This is a genomic window from Labrenzia sp. THAF82 (assembly GCF_009363435.1).
Classification (GTDB): domain Bacteria; phylum Pseudomonadota; class Alphaproteobacteria; order Rhizobiales; family Stappiaceae; genus Roseibium; species Roseibium porphyridii.
The window spans coordinates 5,053,612-5,077,185 of record NZ_CP045354.1; the positions used below are offsets into that span (position 1 = coordinate 5,053,612).

General features: G+C 54.3%; 21 protein-coding genes. 7 read left to right on the forward strand and 14 right to left on the reverse strand.

What is annotated here, in order from left to right; all coding sequences use genetic code 11:
- Positions 1–6 precede the first annotated feature (6 nt).
- Entirely contained in the window at positions 7–1,218 is a 1,212-nt protein-coding gene (locus FIV00_RS23140; protein ID WP_152502971.1) for a mandelate racemase/muconate lactonizing enzyme family protein, read from the forward strand.
- A gap of 34 nt (positions 1,219–1,252) precedes the next feature.
- Here the strand turns inward: FIV00_RS23140 and FIV00_RS23145 are convergent, their stop codons facing one another.
- The 4 genes from FIV00_RS23145 to FIV00_RS23160 form a co-directional block, all read right to left on the reverse strand.
- Positions 1,253–1,603: a putative quinol monooxygenase gene (locus tag FIV00_RS23145; RefSeq protein ID WP_152502972.1), complete on the reverse strand. Its 351-nt coding sequence runs from the start codon at positions 1,601–1,603 to the stop codon at positions 1,253–1,255.
- 44 nt (positions 1,604–1,647) lie between these two features.
- Complete coding sequence (locus FIV00_RS29895) at positions 1,648–1,800, reverse strand: hypothetical protein (protein ID WP_173006114.1); 153 nt, start codon at positions 1,798–1,800, stop codon at positions 1,648–1,650.
- Positions 1,793–3,034: an MFS transporter gene (locus tag FIV00_RS23150; RefSeq protein WP_152502973.1), complete on the reverse strand. Its 1,242-nt coding sequence runs from the start codon at positions 3,032–3,034 to the stop codon at positions 1,793–1,795. Before FIV00_RS23150 ends, FIV00_RS29895 begins: the two co-directional genes overlap by 8 nt.
- A gap of 404 nt (positions 3,035–3,438) precedes the next feature.
- Positions 3,439–3,666, reverse strand: coding sequence for a DUF1127 domain-containing protein (locus tag FIV00_RS23160; RefSeq protein WP_371419546.1), 228 nt, complete (start codon positions 3,664–3,666; stop codon positions 3,439–3,441).
- Positions 3,667–3,751: 85 nt separating this feature from the next.
- Here FIV00_RS23160 and FIV00_RS23165 point away from each other — a divergent pair, with 85 nt between their 5' ends.
- Entirely contained in the window at positions 3,752–4,693 is a 942-nt protein-coding gene (locus FIV00_RS23165; RefSeq protein ID WP_152502974.1) for a LysR family transcriptional regulator, read from the forward strand.
- A gap of 107 nt (positions 4,694–4,800) precedes the next feature.
- Here FIV00_RS23165 and FIV00_RS23170 read toward each other — a convergent pair whose 3' ends face one another.
- The 4 genes from FIV00_RS23170 to FIV00_RS23185 all read right to left on the reverse strand — a co-directional run bounded on the left by FIV00_RS23170 (position 4,801) and on the right by FIV00_RS23185 (position 11,004).
- A complete protein-coding gene (locus tag FIV00_RS23170; RefSeq protein WP_152502975.1) occupies positions 4,801–5,874 on the reverse strand; it encodes an ABC transporter ATP-binding protein in 1,074 nt (357 codons plus the stop codon).
- On the reverse strand, positions 5,871–8,081 hold the full coding sequence (locus FIV00_RS23175) for an iron ABC transporter permease (RefSeq protein ID WP_173006115.1): 2,211 nt from the start codon (positions 8,079–8,081) through the stop codon (positions 5,871–5,873). Before FIV00_RS23175 ends, FIV00_RS23170 begins: the two co-directional genes overlap by 4 nt.
- Before the next feature lie 6 nt (positions 8,082–8,087).
- Positions 8,088–9,113: an ABC transporter substrate-binding protein gene (locus FIV00_RS23180; protein ID WP_152502977.1), complete on the reverse strand. Its 1,026-nt coding sequence runs from the start codon at positions 9,111–9,113 to the stop codon at positions 8,088–8,090.
- A gap of 919 nt (positions 9,114–10,032) precedes the next feature.
- Positions 10,033–11,004, reverse strand: a complete 972-nt coding sequence (locus FIV00_RS23185) for a nucleoside recognition domain-containing protein (RefSeq protein WP_152502978.1) — start codon at positions 11,002–11,004, stop codon at positions 10,033–10,035.
- Between the two features lie 117 nt (positions 11,005–11,121).
- Between FIV00_RS23185 and FIV00_RS23190 the strand changes: the two genes are divergently transcribed.
- On the forward strand, positions 11,122–11,574 hold the full coding sequence (locus FIV00_RS23190) for an Lrp/AsnC family transcriptional regulator (protein WP_152502979.1): 453 nt from the start codon (positions 11,122–11,124) through the stop codon (positions 11,572–11,574).
- A 7-nt stretch (positions 11,575–11,581) separates the two neighbouring features.
- Here the strand turns inward: FIV00_RS23190 and FIV00_RS23195 are convergent, their stop codons facing one another.
- A complete protein-coding gene (locus tag FIV00_RS23195; RefSeq protein WP_209006672.1) occupies positions 11,582–11,938 on the reverse strand; it encodes a GNAT family N-acetyltransferase in 357 nt (118 codons plus the stop codon).
- A 427-nt stretch (positions 11,939–12,365) separates the two neighbouring features.
- Here FIV00_RS23195 and FIV00_RS23200 point away from each other — a divergent pair, with 427 nt between their 5' ends.
- Positions 12,366–12,995, forward strand: coding sequence for a cysteine hydrolase (locus FIV00_RS23200; protein ID WP_152502981.1), 630 nt, complete (start codon positions 12,366–12,368; stop codon positions 12,993–12,995).
- 36 nt (positions 12,996–13,031) lie between these two features.
- Here the strand turns inward: FIV00_RS23200 and FIV00_RS23205 are convergent, their stop codons facing one another.
- From FIV00_RS23205 to FIV00_RS23220, 4 genes are all read right to left on the reverse strand, one after another.
- Positions 13,032–13,883: a carbohydrate ABC transporter permease gene (locus FIV00_RS23205; protein WP_152502982.1), complete on the reverse strand. Its 852-nt coding sequence runs from the start codon at positions 13,881–13,883 to the stop codon at positions 13,032–13,034.
- A gap of 3 nt (positions 13,884–13,886) precedes the next feature.
- A complete protein-coding gene (locus FIV00_RS23210) occupies positions 13,887–14,795 on the reverse strand; it encodes a carbohydrate ABC transporter permease (RefSeq protein WP_152504401.1) in 909 nt (302 codons plus the stop codon).
- A gap of 35 nt (positions 14,796–14,830) precedes the next feature.
- On the reverse strand, positions 14,831–15,649 hold the full coding sequence (locus FIV00_RS23215; RefSeq protein ID WP_152502983.1) for a PHB depolymerase family esterase: 819 nt from the start codon (positions 15,647–15,649) through the stop codon (positions 14,831–14,833).
- An 81-nt stretch (positions 15,650–15,730) separates the two neighbouring features.
- On the reverse strand, positions 15,731–16,291 hold the full coding sequence (locus tag FIV00_RS23220) for a TetR/AcrR family transcriptional regulator (protein ID WP_152502984.1): 561 nt from the start codon (positions 16,289–16,291) through the stop codon (positions 15,731–15,733).
- A 214-nt stretch (positions 16,292–16,505) separates the two neighbouring features.
- Between FIV00_RS23220 and FIV00_RS23225 the strand changes: the two genes are divergently transcribed.
- Entirely contained in the window at positions 16,506–17,138 is a 633-nt protein-coding gene (locus FIV00_RS23225; protein ID WP_152502985.1) for a hypothetical protein, read from the forward strand.
- Positions 17,139–17,346: 208 nt separating this feature from the next.
- Here the strand turns inward: FIV00_RS23225 and FIV00_RS23230 are convergent, their stop codons facing one another.
- Positions 17,347–19,506 (reverse strand): malate synthase G, encoded by a 2,160-nt coding sequence (locus FIV00_RS23230; protein ID WP_152502986.1) that lies wholly within the window; start codon positions 19,504–19,506, stop codon positions 17,347–17,349.
- Positions 19,507–19,729: 223 nt separating this feature from the next.
- Between FIV00_RS23230 and FIV00_RS23235 the strand changes: the two genes are divergently transcribed.
- Both FIV00_RS23235 and FIV00_RS23240 read left to right on the forward strand, forming a co-directional pair.
- Positions 19,730–20,659, forward strand: coding sequence for a DMT family transporter (locus FIV00_RS23235; RefSeq protein ID WP_173006117.1), 930 nt, complete (start codon positions 19,730–19,732; stop codon positions 20,657–20,659).
- 66 nt (positions 20,660–20,725) lie between these two features.
- Positions 20,726–23,572 (forward strand): cation:proton antiporter, encoded by a 2,847-nt coding sequence (locus FIV00_RS23240; RefSeq protein WP_209006673.1) that lies wholly within the window; start codon positions 20,726–20,728, stop codon positions 23,570–23,572.
- The last annotated feature ends 2 nt before the right edge of the window (positions 23,573–23,574 follow it).

The window sequence follows — 23,574 nt, forward strand, 5'->3', positions numbered from 1 at the left end:
AGATCCATGAAACTCGACCAAATCGAGACATTTGTCGTCGCGAACCCTCCTCCCCGTCATGGAGGACGCTATTTCATTTTCGTCAAACTGGTTACCGCTTGCGGGATCACGGGCTACGGCGAGATCTACAATGCCACTTTCGGGCCTCACCTTGTGGCTGAAATGGCGAAGGACGTTTTCGAGCGCCAGTTCCTGGGCACCGATCCGCACCATATTGAGAAGCTTTGGCACAAGACCTATGGCGCTGGCTATACGCAGCGACCGGATGTCACTGTTATGGGCGTGCTCTCGGGACTTGAGATGGCGTGCTGGGATATTATCGGCAAGGCTGCCGGAAAACCCGCATATGAATTGCTCGGCGGCAAAGTTCACGAGCGGCTGCGGTCCTATACCTATCTTTATCCAGCCGACGGTGACGTCTATCCAGATCCCGACCAGCCGAATGTCTATAACGATCCGTCTCTGGCAGCGAACGCGGCAAGCAAGGCCGTTGAACAGGGGTTCACGGCGGTCAAGTTCGATCCTGCTGGCGCTTACACGATTTATGACGGCCATCAGCCAAGTCTCGACGACCTGGACCGGTCCGAAGCCTTTTGCAAGTCCATTCGCGAGGCTGTCGGGTCAAAGGCCGACCTGCTTTTTGGCACGCATGGTCAGTTTACCGTCTCAGGAGCCAAACGGCTCGCCAGGCGCATAGAATCTTATGACCCACTCTGGTTCGAAGAGCCTATCCCGCCAGAAAAGCCGGAAGACATGGCTGAAGTTGCCCGATATACGTCCATCCCGGTAGCAACCGGTGAGCGCCTTTGTACAAGGTATGAGTTTTCACGCGTTCTGGAAACAGGTGCAGCCAGCATTTTGCAGATGAACCTTGGCCGGGTCGGCGGGCTTCTGGAAGCCAAGAAAATCGCGGCCATGGCTGAGTGCCATTCTGCCCAGGTCGCACCGCATCTCTACTGCGGGCCTCTTGTTGCGCTTGCCAACATTCAACTGGCGACCTGCAGCCCCAATTTTCTGGTCCTTGAGTCAATCCGCACGTTCGATGGTTTTTATGCTGACCTTTTGGCAAAACCGATCTGTTGGGAAGACGGCTATGTGATCCCATCCAGCGAACCGGGCCTTGGCCACGAACTGAACGAAGAGGTTGCAAGATCACACCCTTACGAGGGCAATGAGCTCCATCTCGGCCTGCAGGAGAGCCCGGCGCTGCCGCTTTGACCTGGTCCGTTTGGCCGCCGGTTTTAGTTACGATTCAATCCGGCTCGCCCGGTGGCACAAACCAACCGGATGACAAGTCTATGTGCTGAATGGAGTGCTCTTCGATCAGATCGTCATAGCCCTCCGGCAGGAAGGATTGATCCCATTGATCACCAAACTTCTGTTTGACAGACGTCATGTCGGACCACAGAGACGCAAATATGAGCCTGTTTTCTTCCACGCTTACTTCGCGGCCGAAGAAGAACCCTTTGTTTCCGGGCTCACTGCGCACGACCTCAGCTGACGTCGTGGCAAATTGTGCAAGAAGGCTTTTTTCCTTTCCATCTTTGACCCTGGCCTGGAACAGCCGCAAGATCGGGCCCTGCTGTGGTTTGTTCGAGGTCATCCAGTTACCTTTCACTTTGTCGGACGTTGAAGAAAAATCTGACCTCAGTTCAAACCGGCCATGCAAATGAACCGCATGATTGAAAGGTCAAGAAAGTGCCTCTGATAAACATTGATCAATGCGGCCCAAAGGGTGATGAGCGCAGACAGGGCGAGCAGGCACGCCAAACCCCATAGAACAAGCGACCAGCTAGGCATTGCTCACGGCTCCCTGAAGTCTGCTGAATTTGGAAGTCAGTGGTTGCTCATCGATCGGAAGGTGCAGAAAGGCAGCCATGATGCCGGCCAGAACCACGCACCACCACATGATGTCGTAGTTGCCTGTCTGCTCGAATACGAGCCCACCGAGCCAGGCACCCAGGAAACTCCCAATCTGATGCATGAAGAATACGATGCCAATCAGTGTCGCGAGATATCTGGGGCCAAAGACCTGGGCAACGATGCCGGTGGTAAGCGGAACTGTACCAAGCCAGGTAAAACCCATCACTGCCGCGAACAAAAGAGTTGAAACATCGGAAGGTGGCAGCAGCACAAAGACGGCGACAGCAGCTGCCCGGGCCAGATAGAGACCAACAAGAACCTTTTTCTTGCTGACATGATCGCCGACGACACCGCATATGAACGTTCCGGCGATGTTTGTTGCACCAATGGTCGCAAGAGCAGCGCCGCCAAGCCAGGCTCCCAGATTTCTGTCCAAAAGATAAGCCGGCAAATGCGTTCCTATGAACGCAAGCTGGAACCCGCACACAAAGAAACCCAGTACCAGCAAAACAAAGCCTTTATGCCCAAGCGCCTCGGAGAGTGCCTCCGTCAGCGATTGCTCCGTCCCTTGCACCTCAGCGCGCCCTGAAAGCATCGGAGCCAACAAGCAAATCGTCACAGCGATGAGCCCCAAGCTGACAAAGGCAAGGGACCAATTCAGGTTATCAATCTGGCTCAGTGTGACGGGAACAGATAGAAAAATCCCCAAGGATCCGCCAAGCGAGGCAATGCCGAGCGCCGACGTACGTCGTTCAGGAGGAAATTTCCGTCCGACTGCTCCAAGGACCACAGCATAGGTTGTTGCGCTAAGTCCGATACCGACAAGCACACCTAACCCCAGCACCAATCCAAGTGTGCTTGAAACGGCAGAAGCACATATCAGACCCAGCACATAAAGCGCACCACCTGTGAAAATAACCCTCGCGCTTCCAAAACGGTCAGCCAGCATGCCTGCGAAGGGTTGTGCCAAACCCCACATAAGGTTCTGCAATGCGATTGCAAAACCGAATGTCTCACGATCGATGTTTGGGACTTCCCTCGTGACCGGATCCAAAAACAGCCCGAAAGAGTGCCGCATACCAATGGCGATAAGAGCGACAACCGAGCCTGCGACCAGTACAAGCTTCGGGTCGCTGAGGTGCCGCAAGACAGTGCCATTTGTCGATTGCATTCCATATCTCCATTGATGATGGCGGTTTCAGTTTCTGCCAGAAACCGGGATACCGATATTTCGAAATAGCTGGGAATTCCGGGCTAAGCACTCCAAAGTGCAAACTCTGGAGTGCCTCTCAAGCATCTGTTTTAATTTATATTTTTCTGCTTTCTGCACTCATTAACAACTCACGTGAGTGGTGATGGCAGAGTTGACCCAGCAATGACACCAACCAGATATGGAAAGCGACCAAGGAAGCCGAATGCTGATCCCGTAGCTGCCAAACCCAGTGTTGCTGGCCCCGGGCTGCCCATAAGCAGAGAAGCTGCAAGCCAGAGAACGCGAAGGTTTTCTGCCATCAATTCACGACCCTCAAGTCTGCAGCGTGAAAAGCACGCATTGTGAGCACCCACCGATGGGCTTCAATCGCCTCGATTGCGTCGACGACCGTGTTGCCTGGAGACAACAAGTGAATCGATCTCGCTGCGATCAATCGCCAGATCCCGGAGCATCGCGTTGCTAAGACTGCGCAGCTCACCACAGTCTCGCCTCTTCTGCTTCCAGGCGAGGAATCGTTTCAATAAAACGCCCAGACATGACGCGTTCTGCGCAGTTTGCAGTGTTGCTGTTGTGGTCGTTTCCCTAGCCAATTCACCTTGATACCCATCGTTTCAGACGGGTCAGATTTTTACCTCTGACTTGTTATTGGTCAAAACGTATTGTTCAATAAGTGATATGCGAAACATCAATATCAGAAGTGTCGATCTAAATTTGCTCGTTACGTTCGATGCGCTTTACAGCGAACGAAGTGTGACGAGAGCAGCCACTCAGCTCTCTTTGACCCAACCGACGGTTTCCGGGATGCTCAAGCGGCTTCGCGAAGTGTTCGAAGATGATCTCTTTGTTCGAACCTCACACGGCATCATTCCGACACCAAAGGCCGACGCAATTGCTTTGAAAGTCAACGAGGTGCTGGAGGAGATTCGTGTGCTTCTGGCCCCTGACGCGTTCGATCCGGCCAACTCAGAGTTCACTGTAAGAGTTTGCGGCAGCGACTATCTGCAGCACACAATCTTCAATGCCTTCACTGAAAAAGTACTGGATGTCGCTCCCCGGGCCCGGGTCTCGGTTCTTCCAAGGCCTGCGACGGGAATTCTGGATCAGCTGGAAAAAGGTGAGATAGACCTGATTTTGAGTGACCGCGACCTGGCTCTGCCCGACTTGCCAGCACGCGCGCTCTACACGGACGACTTTGTCTGTTTATCCAGTTATTCAAACGTCAAAAACAATGACGAATTGTCATTGGAACAGCTATGTGAACATCGTCACGCATTTGTGGACCCGACCGGGGCCAGCTTTCGCGGGCCAATCGACGAGGTTCTCGCCGCGAAGGGAATGAGCCGACATGTTGTCTTGGCGGTACCCACATTTGCGATGCTGATCCATCTCATGAAATCAAGGAGCTTAACCGCGTTCATTCCCGAACGGATCGCTAGATCCTTCAAGCACAGTTTTGCACGCATTCGAACACCGCTCGAACTGCCCTACCTGGATATCGTCGCCAACTGGCACCCCCGCATGAACCGGGATGCAAGACATCTCTGGCTCAGAGAAACGCTTCTTGAGGTTGCAAGACTTCCAAAGAACCAGATCGGCAGCGACACATCACGCTCTTAGTTTGAGCGAAAAACGATAGCAAACTGGTCCAAACGAAATGGAGCATCGAATAGAATTCACTGCAACTTTCAACAAGGGAACGGCTTGCTCATTTGCCTGGCAAAAAATCAGTCGGCGGCCAGGAGCACTGGACCCGATTTGGCGAAAGACAGTCTCAAATCCGAGCCGACCTCAAGCGTCTGATCCACGTTGTCCTGCACCGCAAAGACCTGACCAAACTCACCCTCGAGAGTGTATTCCATTCGAACGCCGACATAGGTTGCCTTGGCAACACGCGCCGGCATGCCTTCCGCTTCCCCCAAAACAAGCCGAGAGGGTCGAACGGCAATGGTTGCCGCACCTTTTGATAAACCGCGCGAGGCCAGCATATAACGATACCCGCAGACATCCACAGTCGCGGTTTCGTTCTGGACGTCGGTTATCTGGCAGGAGATCAAATTTGCCTCGCCGATAAAATCGGCAACGAAGGCATCGACCGGTTGATCATAGAGCTCCCGCGGCGTGCCGATTTGAGCAATCGATGCATTGCGCATGACGACAATCTCATCTGAAACCGCGAGCGCTTCTTCCTGGTCGTGGGTGACATAAACGACAGTCAGGCCAAGATCCTGCTGGATTGCCCGAATGTCCTCGCGGACCTGTCGACGCAATTTCGCATCAAGGTTCGACAGGGGTTCGTCGAACAGCAGCACCTGAGGTTCCAGCACGAGTGCACGGGCAACCGCGACACGTTGCTGTTGACCACCGGACAATTCGCTTGGCAAGCGCTCTCCGAAGCCCTTCAAGCCGACCAGTTCCAGCCCTTCAAGCGCCCGGGAGCGCGCTTCGGCCTTGTCGAAACCAGAAAAAGTCAGTCCGTACATCACGTTTTCCAGAACGCTCATGTGCGGAAACAGAGCGTAGGACTGGAACACCATCGACACGTCACGATCCGTTGCCGGCAATTTCGTAACCTCTGTGTCCCCGATGAGTATGCGCCCGGAACTGGCCATCTCCAAGCCTGCGATCATGCGCAGTGTCGTGGTCTTGCCACAACCGGATGGGCCCAGAAGCGTCACAAGTTTTCCCGCTTCGATATCCAGATCGATGTTGTCGACAGCGACCACATCCTTTCCGAAAACCTTGGAGACCTTTTCGAACCTGACCGGCGCGGCCTTGCTGCGAATGTGTGTTTCGCTCATGTCGCTCCCTTCATTTCGATGTGTTTGCGACGCCCGATCTGTACACGGCCAACCAGCAACTGCAGCAGACCGACGGCTGCCAGCATGACGAAGATCAGTGTCGTGGAATAGGCAATGGCAAGACCGTAGTCGTTGTTTTCAACGCGCCCGATAATGTAGCTGGTCGCCATGTCATACTCGGCGGACACCAGGAATATGACCGCGGAAATGGCGGTCATCGCCCGCACGAAACTGTAGACCAAAGCGGCCAGGATTGCGGGCCGCAACAAGGGCAGTATCACTCGTCGGAAGGTTTGCCATGAGTTGGCTCCAAGCGTGAGTGAGCTCTCGTCAAGCGACTTGTCGATCTGCGACATGCTTGCAATCCCTGCACGCACGCCGACCGGCATGTTCCTGAAGATGAAACTCACGACGAGAATAATACCCGTTCCGGTGATTTCTATTGGAGGAACGTTGAATGCCAGAATGTAACTCACCCCGATAACGGTGCCGGGAATGGCAAAGGACAGCATGGTGCCGAACTCGAAGGAGTTCTTGCCGGCGAAATTCTGCCGTGTCAGCAGATAGGCCGTCACCAATCCAACGGCCGCCGTCAGCGGTGCCGCAATGGCTGCTATCGTTATCGTCGTCCAGAAACTGTCCCAGGCAGCCCCGGTCCAGCGTATCCCTTCTTCAGCAAACCGAACCGAAAACGCCGTCACATAGTGTTTGAACGTCAGAGAATTGTTGACACCCCACAGTTCAACAACACTGCCATAAATGATCATCGCATAGACCACGGCGGTGAACGCGGCCCAGGCAAGCGCAATGCTCAGAACAGGAACTGCAAGGCCTTTGGGCATAAGCGGATGCACTCCTGCATCTCCCTTGCCTGAGACGGTCGTATAGCTCTTTTTTCCCAGCCAGGCTCGTTGGGCGTAGAAAGCCGAGAGCGTGAAAAAGAGCAGAACCATTGCGAGAACCGCAGCACGCCCCTGATCGTATTGTGCACCGACAATGGCAAAGAAAATCTCGGTCGACAAAACATCGAAGTTTCCGCCCAGAACCAGCGGATTGCCGAAATCGGCCATGCTTTCGATGAAACCAAGCAGAAACGCGTTTGCAAGCCCGGGACGCATCAGCGGCAAGGAAACCGTTCTGAAGGTCTGCCAACGGTTTGCCCGAAGGGTCTGCGCTGCTTCTTCCATTGAGGGGGAAACCCCTTCAACGACACCGATGAGGACCAGAAAGGCAATCGGCGTGAAGGCCAGCGTCTGGGCAATAAGCACGCCGGGCAGGCCGTACAGCCAACGCGTCGGCTGCACACCAAACAATTCAGATATATAGACCGTAACCGTACCGGAAAGTCCAAACAGCAATATGAGCGCAAGGCCAATGACGAAAGGTGGCGTGATGATCGGCAGCACCGTAAGCGCCCGCATCACTCGTTTGTAACGGAAGCCTGAACGTGTCACGACGAGCGCAAATGCCAGGCCCAAAAGCGTTGTGATCAATCCAACCAGAACGGCAAGGAAAAGGGAGTTCCATGCAGCTCCGCAACGCGCACCGGCCAGGCAGCCGAGGCCCCAAATCCGGTCGTCGAAGAACTTGTCGAAAAAAACCAAAATCGAGTAAGCGCCGTCGTCTGTGACGAAGGCAGCAAACAACATTTTCGCAATCGGAAAGAAGACAAATGCCGTGACAATCGCGATGACGCCGCCAATTGCACTGACGACAAAGACATCTCCGTTGACAGCGCCGCGTGCGGCGATGCCTTGCGTCAGCAGAAACAGGTAGGCAGACGCGCACAGCATTGCGCCATATCCCATGCCAAACTGCCGATCGTCCAACGGACCGAAAGCCGCATTCATCCATTCGAAATTGTATCCGCGGATACCAATGGAAAAGCCTTGGGCAATCATCCACGCAAAGCCTATTGCGCCGGCAAGCACAAGCAAACGGGAGTAGGTCGGATCCGACTTTGAGCACCGCAATGCAAACAGCGGAAGCACCAGCGGGATCAAGAGGGGGCCCAGCCATAGCTTTTCGCCTTGCGCGATCAAAAACGCGGCAGGCGCGTAGTCCTCGTCGAACGGGTAGCCGTCGATCAGCCATTCGAACGACCAAAAACCGTCCTCGATGCCGTACCAGGGCAGCAGACAGAAGCCCACCCACCCGGCAATGATCCAAAAGATCAGAACCGGGGGAGCTTTATTTGGTTTGGTCAAAGTCACTTACTGCGGCAGCGTGGAGACGTCCTCGTCCCATTTCTGCAAAAGGCGTTTGCGCTCATCGGACGACCCATATTTCTTGAAGTCGTAGTCGATCAGCTTGATCTGGCTCATGTCAGGAGCACTTTCCGAAGTTTCCGCGCCTTTGTTGGACGGAACCTGGAACGCATTGACCTCGAGCGCAAGGTTCTGTGCCTCTGGGCTCAAAGCCCAATCGTAAAACTTCTTCGCCTCATCCATGTTCCGGGCGCCATCGATGATCGACATGGAGCCAATCTCGTAGCCAGTTCCCTCGCATGGTGCCACGACTTTCACAGGGAAACCGGAGACAGCCTGCTTGACGGCGTCATGCATGAAGACGATACCGATGGTGTTTTCTCCGCGACCCGCAGCCTTGATCGGAGCGGAACCCGACTTTGTGTACTGGTTGATGTTGGCGTGGAGACCCTTCATGAATTCAAAGCCCTCGTCCTCACCGAATATCTGAACCATGGACGCAAGCGTCGTATAGGCAGTGCCTGACGAATTCGGGTTCGCCATCTGGACATGGCCTTTGTACTCGGGCTTCAGGAGGTCCTTCCAACATGCCGGCTCCGGCAGATTGTTCGCCGCCAGCAGATCACTGTTGTAGCCGTATCCGAGTGCACCGGAATAAATTCCGATTGTCCGGTTTCCTGCGCTTTCAGCCTGGCTAATCGCCCAATCATGCAGCTGGTCGCGCATGGGAGAAACATATTCTGCGGTCAGGCCCTCTTCAGCGGCCTGCAAATGCGGATCACCGGTTCCACCCCACCAAACGTCTCCTTTTGGATTGGAAGACTCGGCGCGGATCTGTGCGAAGGTTTCGCCCGATGACTTGCGTGTCATATTGACGTCGATGCCGGTTGCATCTTCAAAACTGCGCGCCATCAACTGGCACCAATCCTCCTGCGCACTGCAATAAAGAGTGAGCTTGTCGGCGTGAGCCATTGATGCGCTGGCTGCGAACGCTACAAGTGACCCTGCGAAGACTGCGGCTTTTCTGTTCATTCCTGTTCCTCCCTGAACATTATGTTCCAACCGGTTTTCCGGCTTTCTTTTGCACCCCATTTTCGTTTCACGACGTCTCTTGGGGCAAGGCAAGCACCACTCTGGCTCAATATTCCCGCAGTTTGCTGCGGTAAAACCGATACTGCGGTCCGCTTGCAGGCAATTGGGCAGTGCCCAACTGTGTGATCATTCTCCTTGTTTGTCAGGCAGTCCCCTTGGCACCGGGCAGTACCTGGGCTTCCAAAACCATCATGTTCGAACACCCAGGCAACATGGAATTCTTGCGGAATTCCCTGCATCGGCCCTTGTTGGCTTCCTCCCGGCTATCGTTGCCCGAACGAGCAATTCAACCTCCACCGGCCGTCAGGTCTCTCCCTGTTTTTTACGCTACACCCCTTTGGCTTCTCCCTTGTCATCCGTCCCGGAAACCGACGCTTCAGAGGTGACGTTGTTGTTCAATCGCTTTGGATGCATCGCTGATCTCAGAATCCCGACACCATCGGCGACAGGCACATCCTACCGTCATCGATTATCAGCACCAGCTTGAAGCCTTTGCAACTAAATTCATCCAAAACACTGAGTTTCTTAGAAAAAAAAGATTAGTAAGCAAAATACATGCGCCAGATCACAGTACCAGAAGATGAGTTCGTCACGGACTGACACCCGGCAGTTGGTAAGGCCGTCGACCGTATTGCACGCAGGTTCAGTTGATTGAGCGCTACGTCTAAACGCCTTGAATGGCAATCAGGCGAATGAGCCGACTGTTTGATTGCAGGGTGCATGACTTCAAAGAAGCACGCCCATCTCGAGAGTGGTTCAGTAAACCTCTACCTAACCTAGGCAAGGGTCTCCATCTCCAAGGCCAGGCACGCCCTACCAACCTTCTTTGTTTCCCTGGCAATTCCTGACAAGGGTTTGCTCAGCCGGTTTTCGCTCCCTCAAGCCTGTACATGTGCTGAAAGAAGGCGTTGTCAGACAGTCGACGCAGCAATGCGGCAATGAGGGCCGTTGCGACAATGGCGAAACAAAGCCGACCGACCAAGACACCGTAGACGTCCGCGCCCAGAGCAATCATCAAAAGCGTGTCTTCAATGACGCTGTGCGCAAACCCCATAAACACGCAGGACACAAAAACCTGCCGAGGTGACACCGCGCCTGATCGCGCTTCCCGGATCAACAGGCCCGCACCATAAGAGATGCCCAAAAACAAACCGACGGCAGTCAGGTAGCCTGCCTCGCCGCGAATGCCCGCAAGGCGCAAAACAGGCGACAAGGCCGACATGATCCAAGCCAGAACCCCGGTCATTTTCAAGACCTCCAGGAGCCAGAAAAGAGCAACGAGCACGACCAGCATCCAGATCATGGTCTGGGCGAATCCGAAGAAAAATTCGAGCCAGTCCGGTGTGGTGCTTAAGGGTATCCAGGCCGGTGCGACGGGTGCGGACAGCCATCCTGTCATTTCCAGAACCGTATGCAACAGAACGGCGTAGAGGAGTCCTCCCAGGATGCGCAAAGTTGTCGTGACGGCCATGCCGGGGCCGGCCATCTGAATGATTTTCTGTTCAACCGGCAGCCCATGTGCAAACAGAACAAGTGAGGAAAAGATGGTGACGTCGGCAACACTCAAGGATGAGATGGGCACCAGCGTGAAGAGAAGCGGCACCGCCCCCCAAATCCCGACCAGCATCGCGGTCAGCCAAGCCAGGCCAAGCTCTGATGGGAGGCCGACAAGGTTCATAACCGGAGCAAAGATCGGCGCGACCATTTCAATCACTCCCAGTCTGGAGAGCAACTCGGCAGCGATCGTTATAGGTATCATTATGCGCGCCAGGACCCAGTAGATCTCAATAGGTTCAAGCGTTTTTCGAAAAATTTTGACGATGACGGACATCCAAAGCTCCTAAACAGTTGCCTCAGTCCTAGCTTGGCTCACTTCGAATTTGTGGTCTAAAATTGCATTTCTTTGCAATTTTATTGCAAAGACAAATCAGATGAATAGGCTTTTCCGATGGACCGAATAGACCGCAAAATTTTGAACTTCATGCAGCTCGATGCTTCGCGCACGAATGTGGAATTGGCCGACAAGGTCGGCCTCTCACCTTCTTCGTGTCTACGCCGTGTACAGCGACTTAGAAAAAATGGCTTTATCGACCGCGTGGTTGCCATCTTAAACCCCGCCAAAGCTGGACGGGTCATCAAGGCAATTGTTACCGTTGAACTGAAACTGCATGGCGAACAGCACATGCGCCGTTTTCTGGACATCGTGACAAAAGAAGAAGCTGTCTCCAACGCTTACGCAGTTACAGGCGCAAGCGATGTCGTCCTGATGCTGCGATTGCAGGACATGGAAGAATATGACCGACTGTGCGAGCGTCTGTTTCGCGACCAAAGCAACGTCGCCCGCTTCTTTACAATGGTGGTCATCAAGTCTGCCAAAGAGGAAACCGCCTTAAGCCTCTGAAAGGTCTTCATCGGGAAGATGGTCTTATCCAGCGATGTTCTATATCGACGAGGCTCACTCCATCCTCGTAGTGCTCGGTCTCTCGGGACACTTCAACAAGCCCCTCACGGCGATAGAACTTTCGCGCCCTCGTATTCAATTCATAAGCCCAAACGGTGATCCATTCGCGATTTTCCTTTGCCAGATCCCGCAGCTTCTTTCCCACACCTAGCCGCCTCGCATCTCTTGCAACGTAGAGCGCACCGATGTTGTCCTCCTCCCGAACACAAAATCCGACAATGTGCGCGTCTATTTCCGCGACCCAGACACAATCCTTCCCGAACCTTTCACGCCAATAGGCCGTCATGGGCTCAAGGTCATCCACTTTTGTCATCCAAGGAGTGTCGGCGCTCCATTCCCGAATGATCCGCCCCGAATGATCCGCGCGCAGGAGGCCGCATCGGCGGGCTTGCCGCCGCGATAATCAAAACTGTCCGCGACCATTGGACTATCTCTCACTTCCTGAAAAGTCGTTGCAATTCTTCTTCATCAACCCCAATCCATTTGCCAATTGCCTTCCATCAATGGTACCCAAAACCATTGCTCTTCGGGACGACCCGGCATCTCCAGAGCGCGCCAGGACGACCTGCCAAAAGGAAAGTTGTCATGGCTTGGTTCTTTCTTACCCTAAGTGGTTTTCGTTTTCTGGAATGGTCTTTCCAACGGAAGGCGATGTGTGATTGTTTTCATCGACTCTCGCCGAATGCGCATCCAAGGAGATGTAACGCGGCAAGCGTTCTGGAGGGGTAACCATGGTCAACACAGCAAAGCAAACTCGCAAGCTAATTGAAGGCCAACCGGCTCTGATCGTCATCGATATTCAGAAAAGCACATTTATCGATGCAAGTGAGGTTCGGTCGATCGACAATATGCCCGGCTACAAGGAGCGCATGCTGGCTGCACGAGAGGTCATCGATGCAGCGCACTTGGCGAACGTACCAGTGATCTTTGTCCAGGAAGTCCATCGGCCAGATCTGGTTGATTTCGGGCGGGAACTAGATGGAGACGAGGACATTCACTGTCTCGAAGGTGACCCAAGGACGGATATCGCAAAAGAAGAATTGGGGTTTCAAAAAGGCGATTATATCGTTCCAAAGCGCCGATATTCGGCCTTTTTCGGAACAGACTTTGAAATCCTTCTCCGGGGGTTGAAAGTAGATACTTTGCTGCTGTGCGGAGGGCTGACCGACGTTTGCATTCACTACACATTCGTAGATGGGCACCAGTCGGACTACTTCTGTCGCGTCATAGAAGATTGCGTTGCCGGGTCCTCACTGGAGGCACATGAAGCTGCACTGAAGGCAATGGAGTACCTTCAGTCGGGTGCGAGACAGTCAACAACGAACGTACTTGAAGCACTCAACCACCTTGGAGTTGGATAGCCACCTTCGAAACACGCTTTCAATGGTCGGAACCCACTATCCCTTGCTCGCGCCGAGCGTAAGCCCGGCCGTGAAGTGTTTTTGCATCAAAAAAAACAAAATGACCGGAGGTAAAGCAGCCAGGAGCGACGCGGCGGAAACCAGATGATGACGACTGACAAACTGTCCATTCAAGGACTGAATTGCAGCCGTGATCGGGCGTGTGTCGTTGCTCTGCGTGAGTGACGTCGCCCAGAAAAAATCATTCCAGACAAACGTGAAGACAAGGATCATCATTGCGGCCAGAACCGGCTTGATCAATGGCAACACAATGCGCAAAAAAATCTGCCTTTCACCAACACCGTCCAGCCTTGCGGTTTCGATCAACTCGAACGGAAGTTCCTTGATGAAGTTTCGAGCCAGCAGCGTGCAGAAACCGGTTTGAAATGCGGCGTGAAACAAGACAAGCCCGGTCGCCGTGTCATAGAGCCCCGTCTCGAGAGCAAGGTTGCGGATCGGGACAAGCAAGATTTGGAACGGAACAAAATTTCCAGCCAGAAAAAGCAAAAACACCGTCGCACCAATCCGGATCCGATGGATTGCAAGCGCATATCCCGCCAGAGTGGCAATGCAGACGGCCAAGAGCGCGCTAGGAACAGTGATTTTGATCGTGTTCAGGAAATGGGAGACAAAATCAGACTCAGTCAGGACAGCACCATAGTTCTGAATAAGCTGGATCTCCGATGGCCAGCCCATAATGTTGCCGCGTGTGATATCGGCCTGTGAGCGAATTGAGGTCACAAACACCGCGAGTATCGGCAGCAACCAGACGATAACGCAGACAGGCAGAAGCAGATTGTAGACGAGCCGTGAGACAGGCGACGCCTGTTTGATGGGTTTTGGAAACATTGCCTATTCTTCCGCCTCTGACTTGAGCGTTCGCCAGACGAAGATGCTGAGCACGGTCATGGTCAGCAGAAAGAGCACAACGGCAATGGCGGCTCCATATCCCTGGCGGGTTCCGTATTCAGACAGGGCCTGCTCATACATGAAATAGGAAAGCACCCGTGATGAGCCGTAAGGTCCGCCATCTGTCATGATGACGATGAGATCGTAAGATCGCAGGGCTCCTATGGCCGTCACAAGAAACGCAATGAACGTTGCTGAACGCAATTGCGGAAGAATAATGTAACGCAGCAGTTTCCATCCCTTTGCGTTGTCCAGTCTTGCCGCTTCGATCTGGTCCTGTGACAGATTGCAAAGACCGGTCAGGTAAATCAGGGCGCAAAAGGCCGTCTGGGGCCAAAGACCCGCTACGATCAGGCCGAAATTGACGAGATCCGGGTCTCCCAGAATTGCAGGAGGTGTTGCTCCCAACCACTCCCAGAGTTTGCCGACCAATCCAAAACGGGGGTCGTAAAACCAGGTGAAAATCAGGCCGACAACGACTTGAGAGATGACAAATGGAAAGAAGAAGAGCGACCTGTAGAACCAAATTCCCGGAGCAGTCTGATTGACAAGTAGAGCGATCCCAAGCCCAGCCGGAAGCGCCAGCATAAAGAGGAGAAACCAGAGCAGCGTATTTTGAACAGACACATGGAACCGGGGATCTCCAAGAAGCTCAAGGTAGTTTGCCAGACCTACCCACTCAGCTTTGTTCGATGCGCTGAACAGATCCGCTCCTGTCATGTCGAAGAACGAAATCCAGATCGAATGCGCGATGGGATAAAGAACAAGAACGGAAAATACCAGGATCGCAGGTGCCAGAAAAAAATAGGCTTTCACATTTCGTGGCACGGTGGGTAGTGATCTGAAAGACATCTGACGATCAGCGCGGGCAGCCATTGAGATATGAGTCACGGCTTGACGGACCGCTGCTCGAACCAATCGAGAGCCGTCTGCATCCAGTCGACCGGCCAGGTGTGGTCACCGTCATAGAGGCAAAAGCGAACCGCGCTGTCCTGCCAGAAACGGCAACGCATCTCATTTGAGACGGCAAATCCGTCCGGCGTATGGCTTTCAACAGAAATCTCTCTCACCAGCCTAAGCCCGGCGAAAACATCACCTGTGCTGACAGGTCCGTAGCTCAGGCCCTCAAGTGGCATCACGGTGTCTGAGAATGCATGGATCTGGAAAAGTTGAACGGGTGCGGAGCAGGCTTTGGGAAGTGGGGACCACATGGCACCGTTCAGAACGACAAATCCGGCAAAGCCCTGCGGTGAATGGCAGGCCGTGTCCAGGACGGCGGAACCGCCCATTGAGTAGCCTGTCAGAAGAACGCGGCTCAAATCCAACGGCAGTTTGCCGGCAAGGTCCTGAACCGCCGCGCGGGCAAAGTCGGCTTCGTTGCGCAGCGGGGTTTGCCCGTCGTGCACTGACCAACCGTTCTTGGCCCCCTCAAAACTGCGGGTCATTCCGTTCAGCGCCAGAAACACATACCCGCGTGCAAGCGCAGCGTTGACGAGATTGCGATCTACCTCAATCGTGTTTTTTGCCGAGCTGCCGTAGCCATGGAAATAGACCACAACAGGCAATTGGTCACTGATGTTTTCAGGTGCTTCGTAGCGATAGGTACCTGTTTCCAAACTGCAATCACTTGCGGCCCCACAAGCTTGGGCAGTGTCCCCCAAAACCGGTGCAAAAGCTGCGAAAAATAGGAAAATCCAGCGTCTCATGCTACCTCCGCAAGGCAAAAGAATTCCTCCCCGGCAACCGGCCAGGCTTCAAAAAAAATCAATCATGAGATTGCCGTCAGCTCACTTCAGGCAGGCATCCAGAAGTGTCATTGCAATTCCGACGGAAATATCCGGTCGCGCTTCCAGAATTGAACTCGAACCGATGTGTTCCGTTTCCACGCAGCAGGCGATCACGTCCGTCCATTTGTTCAGCTCAATCGGTTTCAACGGTGTTTCCGACATGCGTGTCAGCGTGACATAGATCTTTCTGCGAAGTTCAGTTTTCGCAAGCTGGCGGCCCTCGGAAATCAGACATTCAGGCGTTGCCAGAATGCTGTGATTGTCGCGATTGAAATTATAGTAACTCAGAAGGAACGCTTCGCATTTCGCTCTGATAACGTCTGCATCTCCCTTGATCCATTCCGGTTCATAACTTGAACAAACGGCGCGATATCCCGTGTCCAAATGGGCAAAGATCAAATCTCCGATTTCCGGAAAGTGGCGATAGACTGTCCCTCTTCCCAAACCACTTTGCCTGACCACGTCCGACATCGTTGGAAGCTTGGCATTTCCCGGCCGCAAGAGACTGGCAAATGCCTGAAGTATTGTGCCTCGATTTTCCTGCGCGTCGCTTCGGGTCATCTGTTTCTCTTACTTAAGTGGACACTTGTCCGCTTGTCAAGTCCAACCAAGTCCAGATTGGATTCGATGGATTGATAAAGGGGAACAAGTACGTCTTCACTAGTAATTTTAGCCCTGTCAGGACAAAGTCGGGATACGTGCCTGGCCAGCGGAAAACATACCGGATCGGATGGGACGGGCACTGTCTTCGCATTTCAATCATGGGCCAACACTAGTGACACACGCTCCACTACAAAATCGAGTCCTGCCAACAGGAGAAATCGTTTCAGCTTCCTTCCGCGGAACGTTCACCGGCAATCGCGGCATTCTTGACCTTGATGCACAGGGCCGCTTGGGTACAAGCCGCTGGAAACACAAGCACTGGATCATTTGCGATCTCGTTCATCCGCGCGGTCGTTATCACGGACCCAGGCCGGCGCGTGGATGGACGCCATTGTTTTTCATTGATGAAGCGATCGCGCTTGCCGCTGGTCACCGGCCTTGCGCTTATTGCCGACCAAAAGCCTACCGCGCTTGGGTCAAGGCCTGGTCCAGAGCACATGGCGGCTCATCCGGACACAAAGAAATCGATATGGCTTTGCATTCCGCCAGGGTTACACGCGCACGCACTCAGATCCGTCACGAGGCCGTGCTGCGTGACCTTCCCGACTACGTTTTTGTTCTCTATCGGGATCAACCGCACCTGGTGTTCAATCGTTCGCTTTATCCATTTGAATCCGGTGCGTATGGCTCAGCCGTCGCGCTGCCGTTTGACGCTCGGCAGGCTACGGTCCTTACGCCGCACCCGACATTGGCCGTTCTGGCTGCAGGCTATGAGCCTGAGACCTGCTCAATACCTGATGGTTAGAGCGATATCGGTTTTTACAGCTCCAATCTGCTGAGGACGGCATATCTTGCAAAGGGACTGGACGCAAAGAGCAAGAGGTTGAAAAACCCTAAGCGGGATTTTAGGAGTGCTGTCTCCCCCAGGCATACGCAAATAGTCTTGCGCGCAGTCCTTTCCTCATCGGTAGGACCGCGCACACGATCTTCTCGTCTTGAACAAAGCTCGCGTGTCAGGCCGCCTTGGCCTTGAACTCAAGCCGACGGCGATGAAGGACCGGCTCTGTATAACCGTTGGGCTGTTTGGTGCCTTCAAAGACCAGCTCGCACGCCGCCTGGAAGGCAACTGAGCCTTCATAGTCAGCAGCCATCGGCCGATAGAGCGGGTCGCCGGCATTTTGACCATCAACGACCGCAGCCATACGCTGCATGGTCTCCAGAACCTGTTCCTTGCTGGCAACACCATGATGCAGCCAGTTGGCGATGTGCTGGGAGGAAATGCGCAATGTGGCCCGGTCTTCCATGAGGCCGACATTGTTGATGTCCGGCACCTTGGAACAGCCAACCCCCTGCTCTACCCAGCGGACGACATATCCAAGAATGCCTTGCGCGTTGTTGTCGAGCTCGGCCTGGATATCGTCCGGTGCCCAGTTGGGCCGCTCGGCGACGGGAATGGACAGGATGTCTTCCAGCTTGGCCGCATCCCGGGTCTTCAATTCCTGTTGCCGGTCCTGAACAGCAATCTTGTAGTAGTGCATGGCATGCAGTGTTGCCGCAGTCGGAGAAGGAACCCAGGCCGTATTCGCGCCTGACACCGGGTGTCCGATCTTTTGCTCCAGCATCGCGTTCATCAGATCAGGCATGGCCCACATGCCCTTGCCGATTTGAGCGTGCCCCGGCAAACCACAGGCAAGTCCGACATCAACATTATTGTTCTCGTAGGCTGCAATCCAAGTGGCTGCTTTCATGTCGCCCTTGCGGATCATTGGACCGGCTTCCATGGATGTGTGCATTTCATCACCGGTTCGATCCAGAAAACCTGTGTTGATGAAAAAGACACGGTCTTTTGCCTGCCGGATGCACTCCTTTAGATTAACCGTCGTGCGCCGTTCTTCGTCCATGATGCCCATCTTGAGCGTGTTTCGCTCAAGACCGAGTGCATCCTCCACGCGGTTGAATATCTCCGACGCGAAAGCCACTTCTTCAGGTCCGTGCATCTTGGGCTTTACGATATAGACAGAACCTGCACGGCTGTTGGTTCCGCCGCCGTTGGGGCCAATGTCATGCAGCGCGATCAAAGACGTGATCATGCCGTCCAGCAGACCCTCTGGAACCTCATTTCCGTGCTCGTCAAGAACAGCGTCAATCGTCATCAAGTGACCGACATTGCGGATCAGCAGCAGAGAACGGCCATGTAGCTTCAGGGCGCTGCCATCCGGCGCTGTATAGTTCCGGTCGCCATGCAGGCGCCGCGTCACCGTTTCACCACCCTTTTCAAAGGTCTCCTGAAGATCTCCCTTCATCAGGCCAAGCCAGTTGGTGTAGACGACAACCTTGTCCTCAGCGTCAACAGCAGCGACAGAGTCTTCACAGTCCATGATCGTCGACATGGCGGATTCCAGGACAACGTCCGAAATGCGCGCCTTGTCGGTTTTGCCGATCGGATGCTGACTGTCGACATTGATTTCGAGGTGAAGACCGTTCTTAACCAGCAGAACCTTGTAGGGGTCTGCTGGATCGCCGGCGAAACCTGCGAACTGGGACCTATCTGCAAGTCCCGTGGAACCGCCATCGACCGAGATCACCAGATTTTCGTCTTTCACAGCTAGCCCGGTGATGTCTGACCAGCTGCCGGACAGAAGTGGTGCAGTCTCGTCCAGAACGCGGCGGGCATAAGCAATGACGTCTGCACCACGCGCGGCATCAAATCCACCCGGCTGCGGGCGCGACCCCATGGCATCGGTGCCATAAAGAGCATCATAGAGCGACCCCCAGCGCGCGTTGGCGGCATTCAGTGCGTAACGTGCATTCATGACCGGAACCACGAGCTGGGGCCCGGCAACCTCGCCAATTTCCGGATCGACATTCTGTGTACCGACTTCAAAATCCGGTCCTTCGGGCACCAGATAGCCGGTTTCAGTCAAAAAAGCCTTGTATGCAGGCATATCCGGGGTTCCGGAATTGGCCTTGTGCCAGGTATCGATTTTTGCCTGCAGCTCATCACGCCTTGCCAGCAATGCCTTGTTCTTTGGCGCCAGATCATGGATCAGTGCGGACAGGCTTTTCCAGAAATGCTCCTGTTCGACACCGCTGTCCGGCAAGGCTTTTTCATTGACAAAGTCATATAGAACCTGGGCAACTTTCAACCCGTGGACATCGATCCGGCCTGTCATTGGTATTCTCCACTCAGAACGTGCTTGTTTTGCTTTACCCAGTGTTTTGGGGTCAAAGCCCGCAATCGTCAATTGTCGTCCTTCAAGCATCACTTTTTCTTTTTTGGAAACAATCCAATTCATTATCTCCAAAAATATAGAACTGCATTCGAGGATATTATGCTTTCGCAACGTCCTTCGATCCGCTACCTCTCGCTTTCCAGCTCACTCCCGACAGGATCTCATGCGCGCTCTGGCAAAACGATTTGGCGACCTGACATTCGGCAATGCCATTGTCATGCTCGGCCTGACCACACTGTTCTGGGGTGGAAACACGGTCGCTGGCCGTCTTGCAGTCGGCGAAGTATCTCCGATGGTGGTTGTGTTTCTGCGTTGGGTGATTGTCGCGTCCATCATGCTGCCTCTGCTCTGGCCGCGCATCCGGGCAGACTGGCCGGTCATCAAACCTTTTTTCTTTCCGCGCATGGTGCTGATGGCAGCTCTTGGCTTTGTTGCCTTCAATTCGCTGTTCTATATCGCTGCGGGTCAGACGACAGCAGTCAATCTCGGCATCATCCAGGGCTCCATGCCCATATTGGTGTTGATCGGTTCCGTGATCGCCTTTGGAGCAAAGGTTCGGGTGTTGCAAGTGTGCGGGATCCTGTTGACCCTGGCAGGCGTTACCTTGATTGCCGCACAAGGTAAACTGGAGACATTGCTGGCACTTGCCGTCAATCCTGGTGACGGCGTCATGTTCATCGCTTGTGTTCTTTACTCCGGATACACCCTGGCCCTCAGAAACAGGCCGCAGGTTTCCGGACTTGTGTTCTTCGCAATTCTGTCCGGCATTGCCGTTGTCACCTCAGTGCCGGGCCTGCTTTACGAAATCAGTGCAAGTACCGTGCAGTGGCCCACCACCAAGGGATGGCTGGTCGTGCTTTATATCGCCGTCTTTCCCTCATGCCTGTCGCAGATCTTCTTCATGCGTGGTGTTGAGCTGATCGGCCCGGCCCGTGCCGGTGTCTTTATCAACCTGGTCCCGATTTTTGCCGCCGTGTTGGCGGTTTCGATCCTGAACGAGCCCTTTGAATGGCACCACGGCCTGGCGCTGGTGCTCGTCCTCGGTGGCATTGGGCTGTCGGAGCGAAAAGCTGCGCGCGCGTCGTCACCTTAACTGAAATTCATAAATTAATTCGACCGGTTATTTGAAATTGCCGCATTCGCGGGGCACATTGCCGTAATGGATACACCACTGATTACAGGCGTTTTTGCGCTGCTATTGATTACGATTTCCGTGCTTCAACCGATAGCACGGCGCCTTGGACTTGCGCCCAGTGTGCTTCTTGCCATGGTCGGAACGCTGATCGGTATCCTGGCAACCTATCTGCTTTATACGTCGCACACGGATGCACTCAACGAAATCGCGGCAGTGTTTGTCGATCCGCCGCTGAACTCGGAGATGATCCTCTATATATTCCTGCCTATTTTGCTTTTTCAGACGGCGCTGACGCTGGACGTGCGGCGCATGTTCGAAGATATCGGACCCATTCTGGTCATGGCCATTGTCGCGGTTTTTGTGGCAACGGCCTTTATAGGTTTCGCGTTGTATCCCCTGACCAGCCTGGCCAATATTGCAGGTGTTTCCCTGCTCGCCTGCCTGTTGCTGGGAGCTATCGTTGCAACGACAGACCCGGTCGCGGTTGTCGCCATTTTCAGGGACATTGGCGCGCCACCCAGACTTGGCAGGATTGTTGAGGGCGAAAGCCTGCTGAACGATGCTGCGGCCATCGTAATCTTCGTCATCATTCTGGACATTCTAACCGGCAGTCAGTCCATGTCGGCAAACGAGGCGTTCATCGCCTTTGTCAGGTCCTTCATTGGCGGCATTGTCGTCGGAACCGTGCTCGCACGAATAGCGGTCGCCTTGCTGCCGCTTATGCGTGATCTGCCTCTGGCCCAGGTTACGCTCAGCCTTGCCTTGCCATATGGAACCTATGTGCTCAGCGACCAGTTCGCCGATGTATCGGCGGTCGTTGCCGTCGTCTGTGCAGGAACGGTGTTCAATCTTTATGGTCCTGCACGCATTCAACCTGCGAACTGGCGGTTCCTGCATTCAGTCTGGGAACAAATCGCGTTCTGGGCTGCATCTCTCATCTTCCTGTTGTCCGCAATTCTGATTCCGCGATTTGTCGAGGGCTTCACGCCCATCGACATCCTGCTTCTGGTGGTTGTTGTGCTTGCAGCATTTGCGGCGCGTGCGGTGGTGATCTTCGGCCTCTTACCGGTCTTGAGCAAACTGCGAGCCGGGCAATCTGTGAACAACCGCTACAAGACGGTGATGCTTTGGGGCGGCATGCGCGGCGCAGTCACCCTGACGCTCGCACTCAGCGTCTCAGAACATACGGGGCTGGGTGAGGACGTTTCCACATTCATTACGAAGCTGGCGACCGGCTTTGTTCTTTTCACTCTGTTGGTCTATGGAACGAGCTTGAAGCCGCTGATCCGTCTGCTCGGTCTCAACAGATTGAATGCACTTGATGAAGCGGTCAGAACACAGTTCCTGGCGCTGTCACTCTCCGATGTGCGTCAGGAAATCGAAGATGCAGCGGAGAGCTATCATATTGAGCCGCGTGTTACCAAAAAGGTCCTCCAGGACTATGAGGAACGTGCTGCGGCAGCTGCAGCCGAGACCAACAAGCTTGAAGAACTCAGCGACTGGGATCGTGTACGCATCGGGCTGATTGCTTTGGCAGACCGGGAACAGCAGCTTGTACTTCAACATTTTCATGAAAAGACAATTTCAGGCCGGTCGGTTTCGCGCTTTCTGACATTGACCGGGCGCGTTGGTGACCTGACCCGAAGCGACGGTCGCTCGGGATACAACAAAGCGGTTCGCAAGCCTTTGAAATTTGGCTTCGGGTTTCGAATTGCGCAGATGCTTCAACGACGGCTGCGCATTGCGAGACCACTGGCAAACCGGCTGGCAGACCGATTCGAGTTCCTGCTGGTTTACCGCATCCTTGCGGACGAGTTGATCGACTTCAACAATCTGCATATCCGGCCGCTGCTTGGCGAACGTGTTGCAGACATCTTGCAGGACACGCTGGCTATTCGTCAGGACGAGACCATGCAGGCAATCGATGCATTGCGTCTTCAATACCCGGACTATGCCGACGCCCTGGAAGATCAGTTCCTGCGCAAGGCCGGTGTCCGTTTGGAAGAGACCGCATTCGACAACGCCCGCGACCAGATGCTGATCGGTACGGAACTTCATCGAAACCTGCTCCGTGATGTGGAACGGTCCCGCCGATCCAGCCACACTCGACCGAAGCTCGACCTTGGGCTGAAGACCCGGGAACTTGTCAGTGCGCATCCGCTGTTCGCAGACCTTCCGCGCAAGCGGCAAAAGGCGATCCGGCGCATGATGCGGCCTCAGTTTGCAACGCCTGGAGAAAAACTGATCAAGAAAGGCGACCGGGGTGACGCCGCCTATTTCATTGCCTCCGGTGCCGTGGAAGTGCAAGCACCGACACACAATGTGCGTCTGGGACGTGGTGATGTTTTCGGTGAAATTGCGCTCATGACAGGTGGCCGCCGCAGCGCAGATGTTTTTGCACTTGGCTATTGCCAGCTTCTCTATCTGAAGGCTCACGATTTCAAGGCATTGATGGAACAGCACCCGGATCTGCGCGATCACGTGGTCAGCCTTGCGCAGGAGCGTCAGCTCATGAACATCGATGAGCCCGAGCATGACGTGGAAGATCCGGTGTTTCCAGTCTTCACCAAAGACGATCCGGACACTGAGCCGGCAAATGACGAGCAAGCCCCGGCAACAGAACAGCCCGAACCGGCCGGTTCGGAACCGGAGCACGCTGACAAGGTCAATGCAGAATCCAGTGATACCGCCCCTGAATTGACCGAGAGCAGCAAGGCGGCTGCACCGGAGCCAGCAAATGATGCTACGGCCGCTGAAGAACCAGCTATCGAGCCCTCGGAAGAAAAGATCACTGACGCTGAAGGGCGCTCAGAAACTTCAGAGCCTGAGACATCCGATCAGGCAATAAAAAAGGAGACCGCATCCGGGTGATG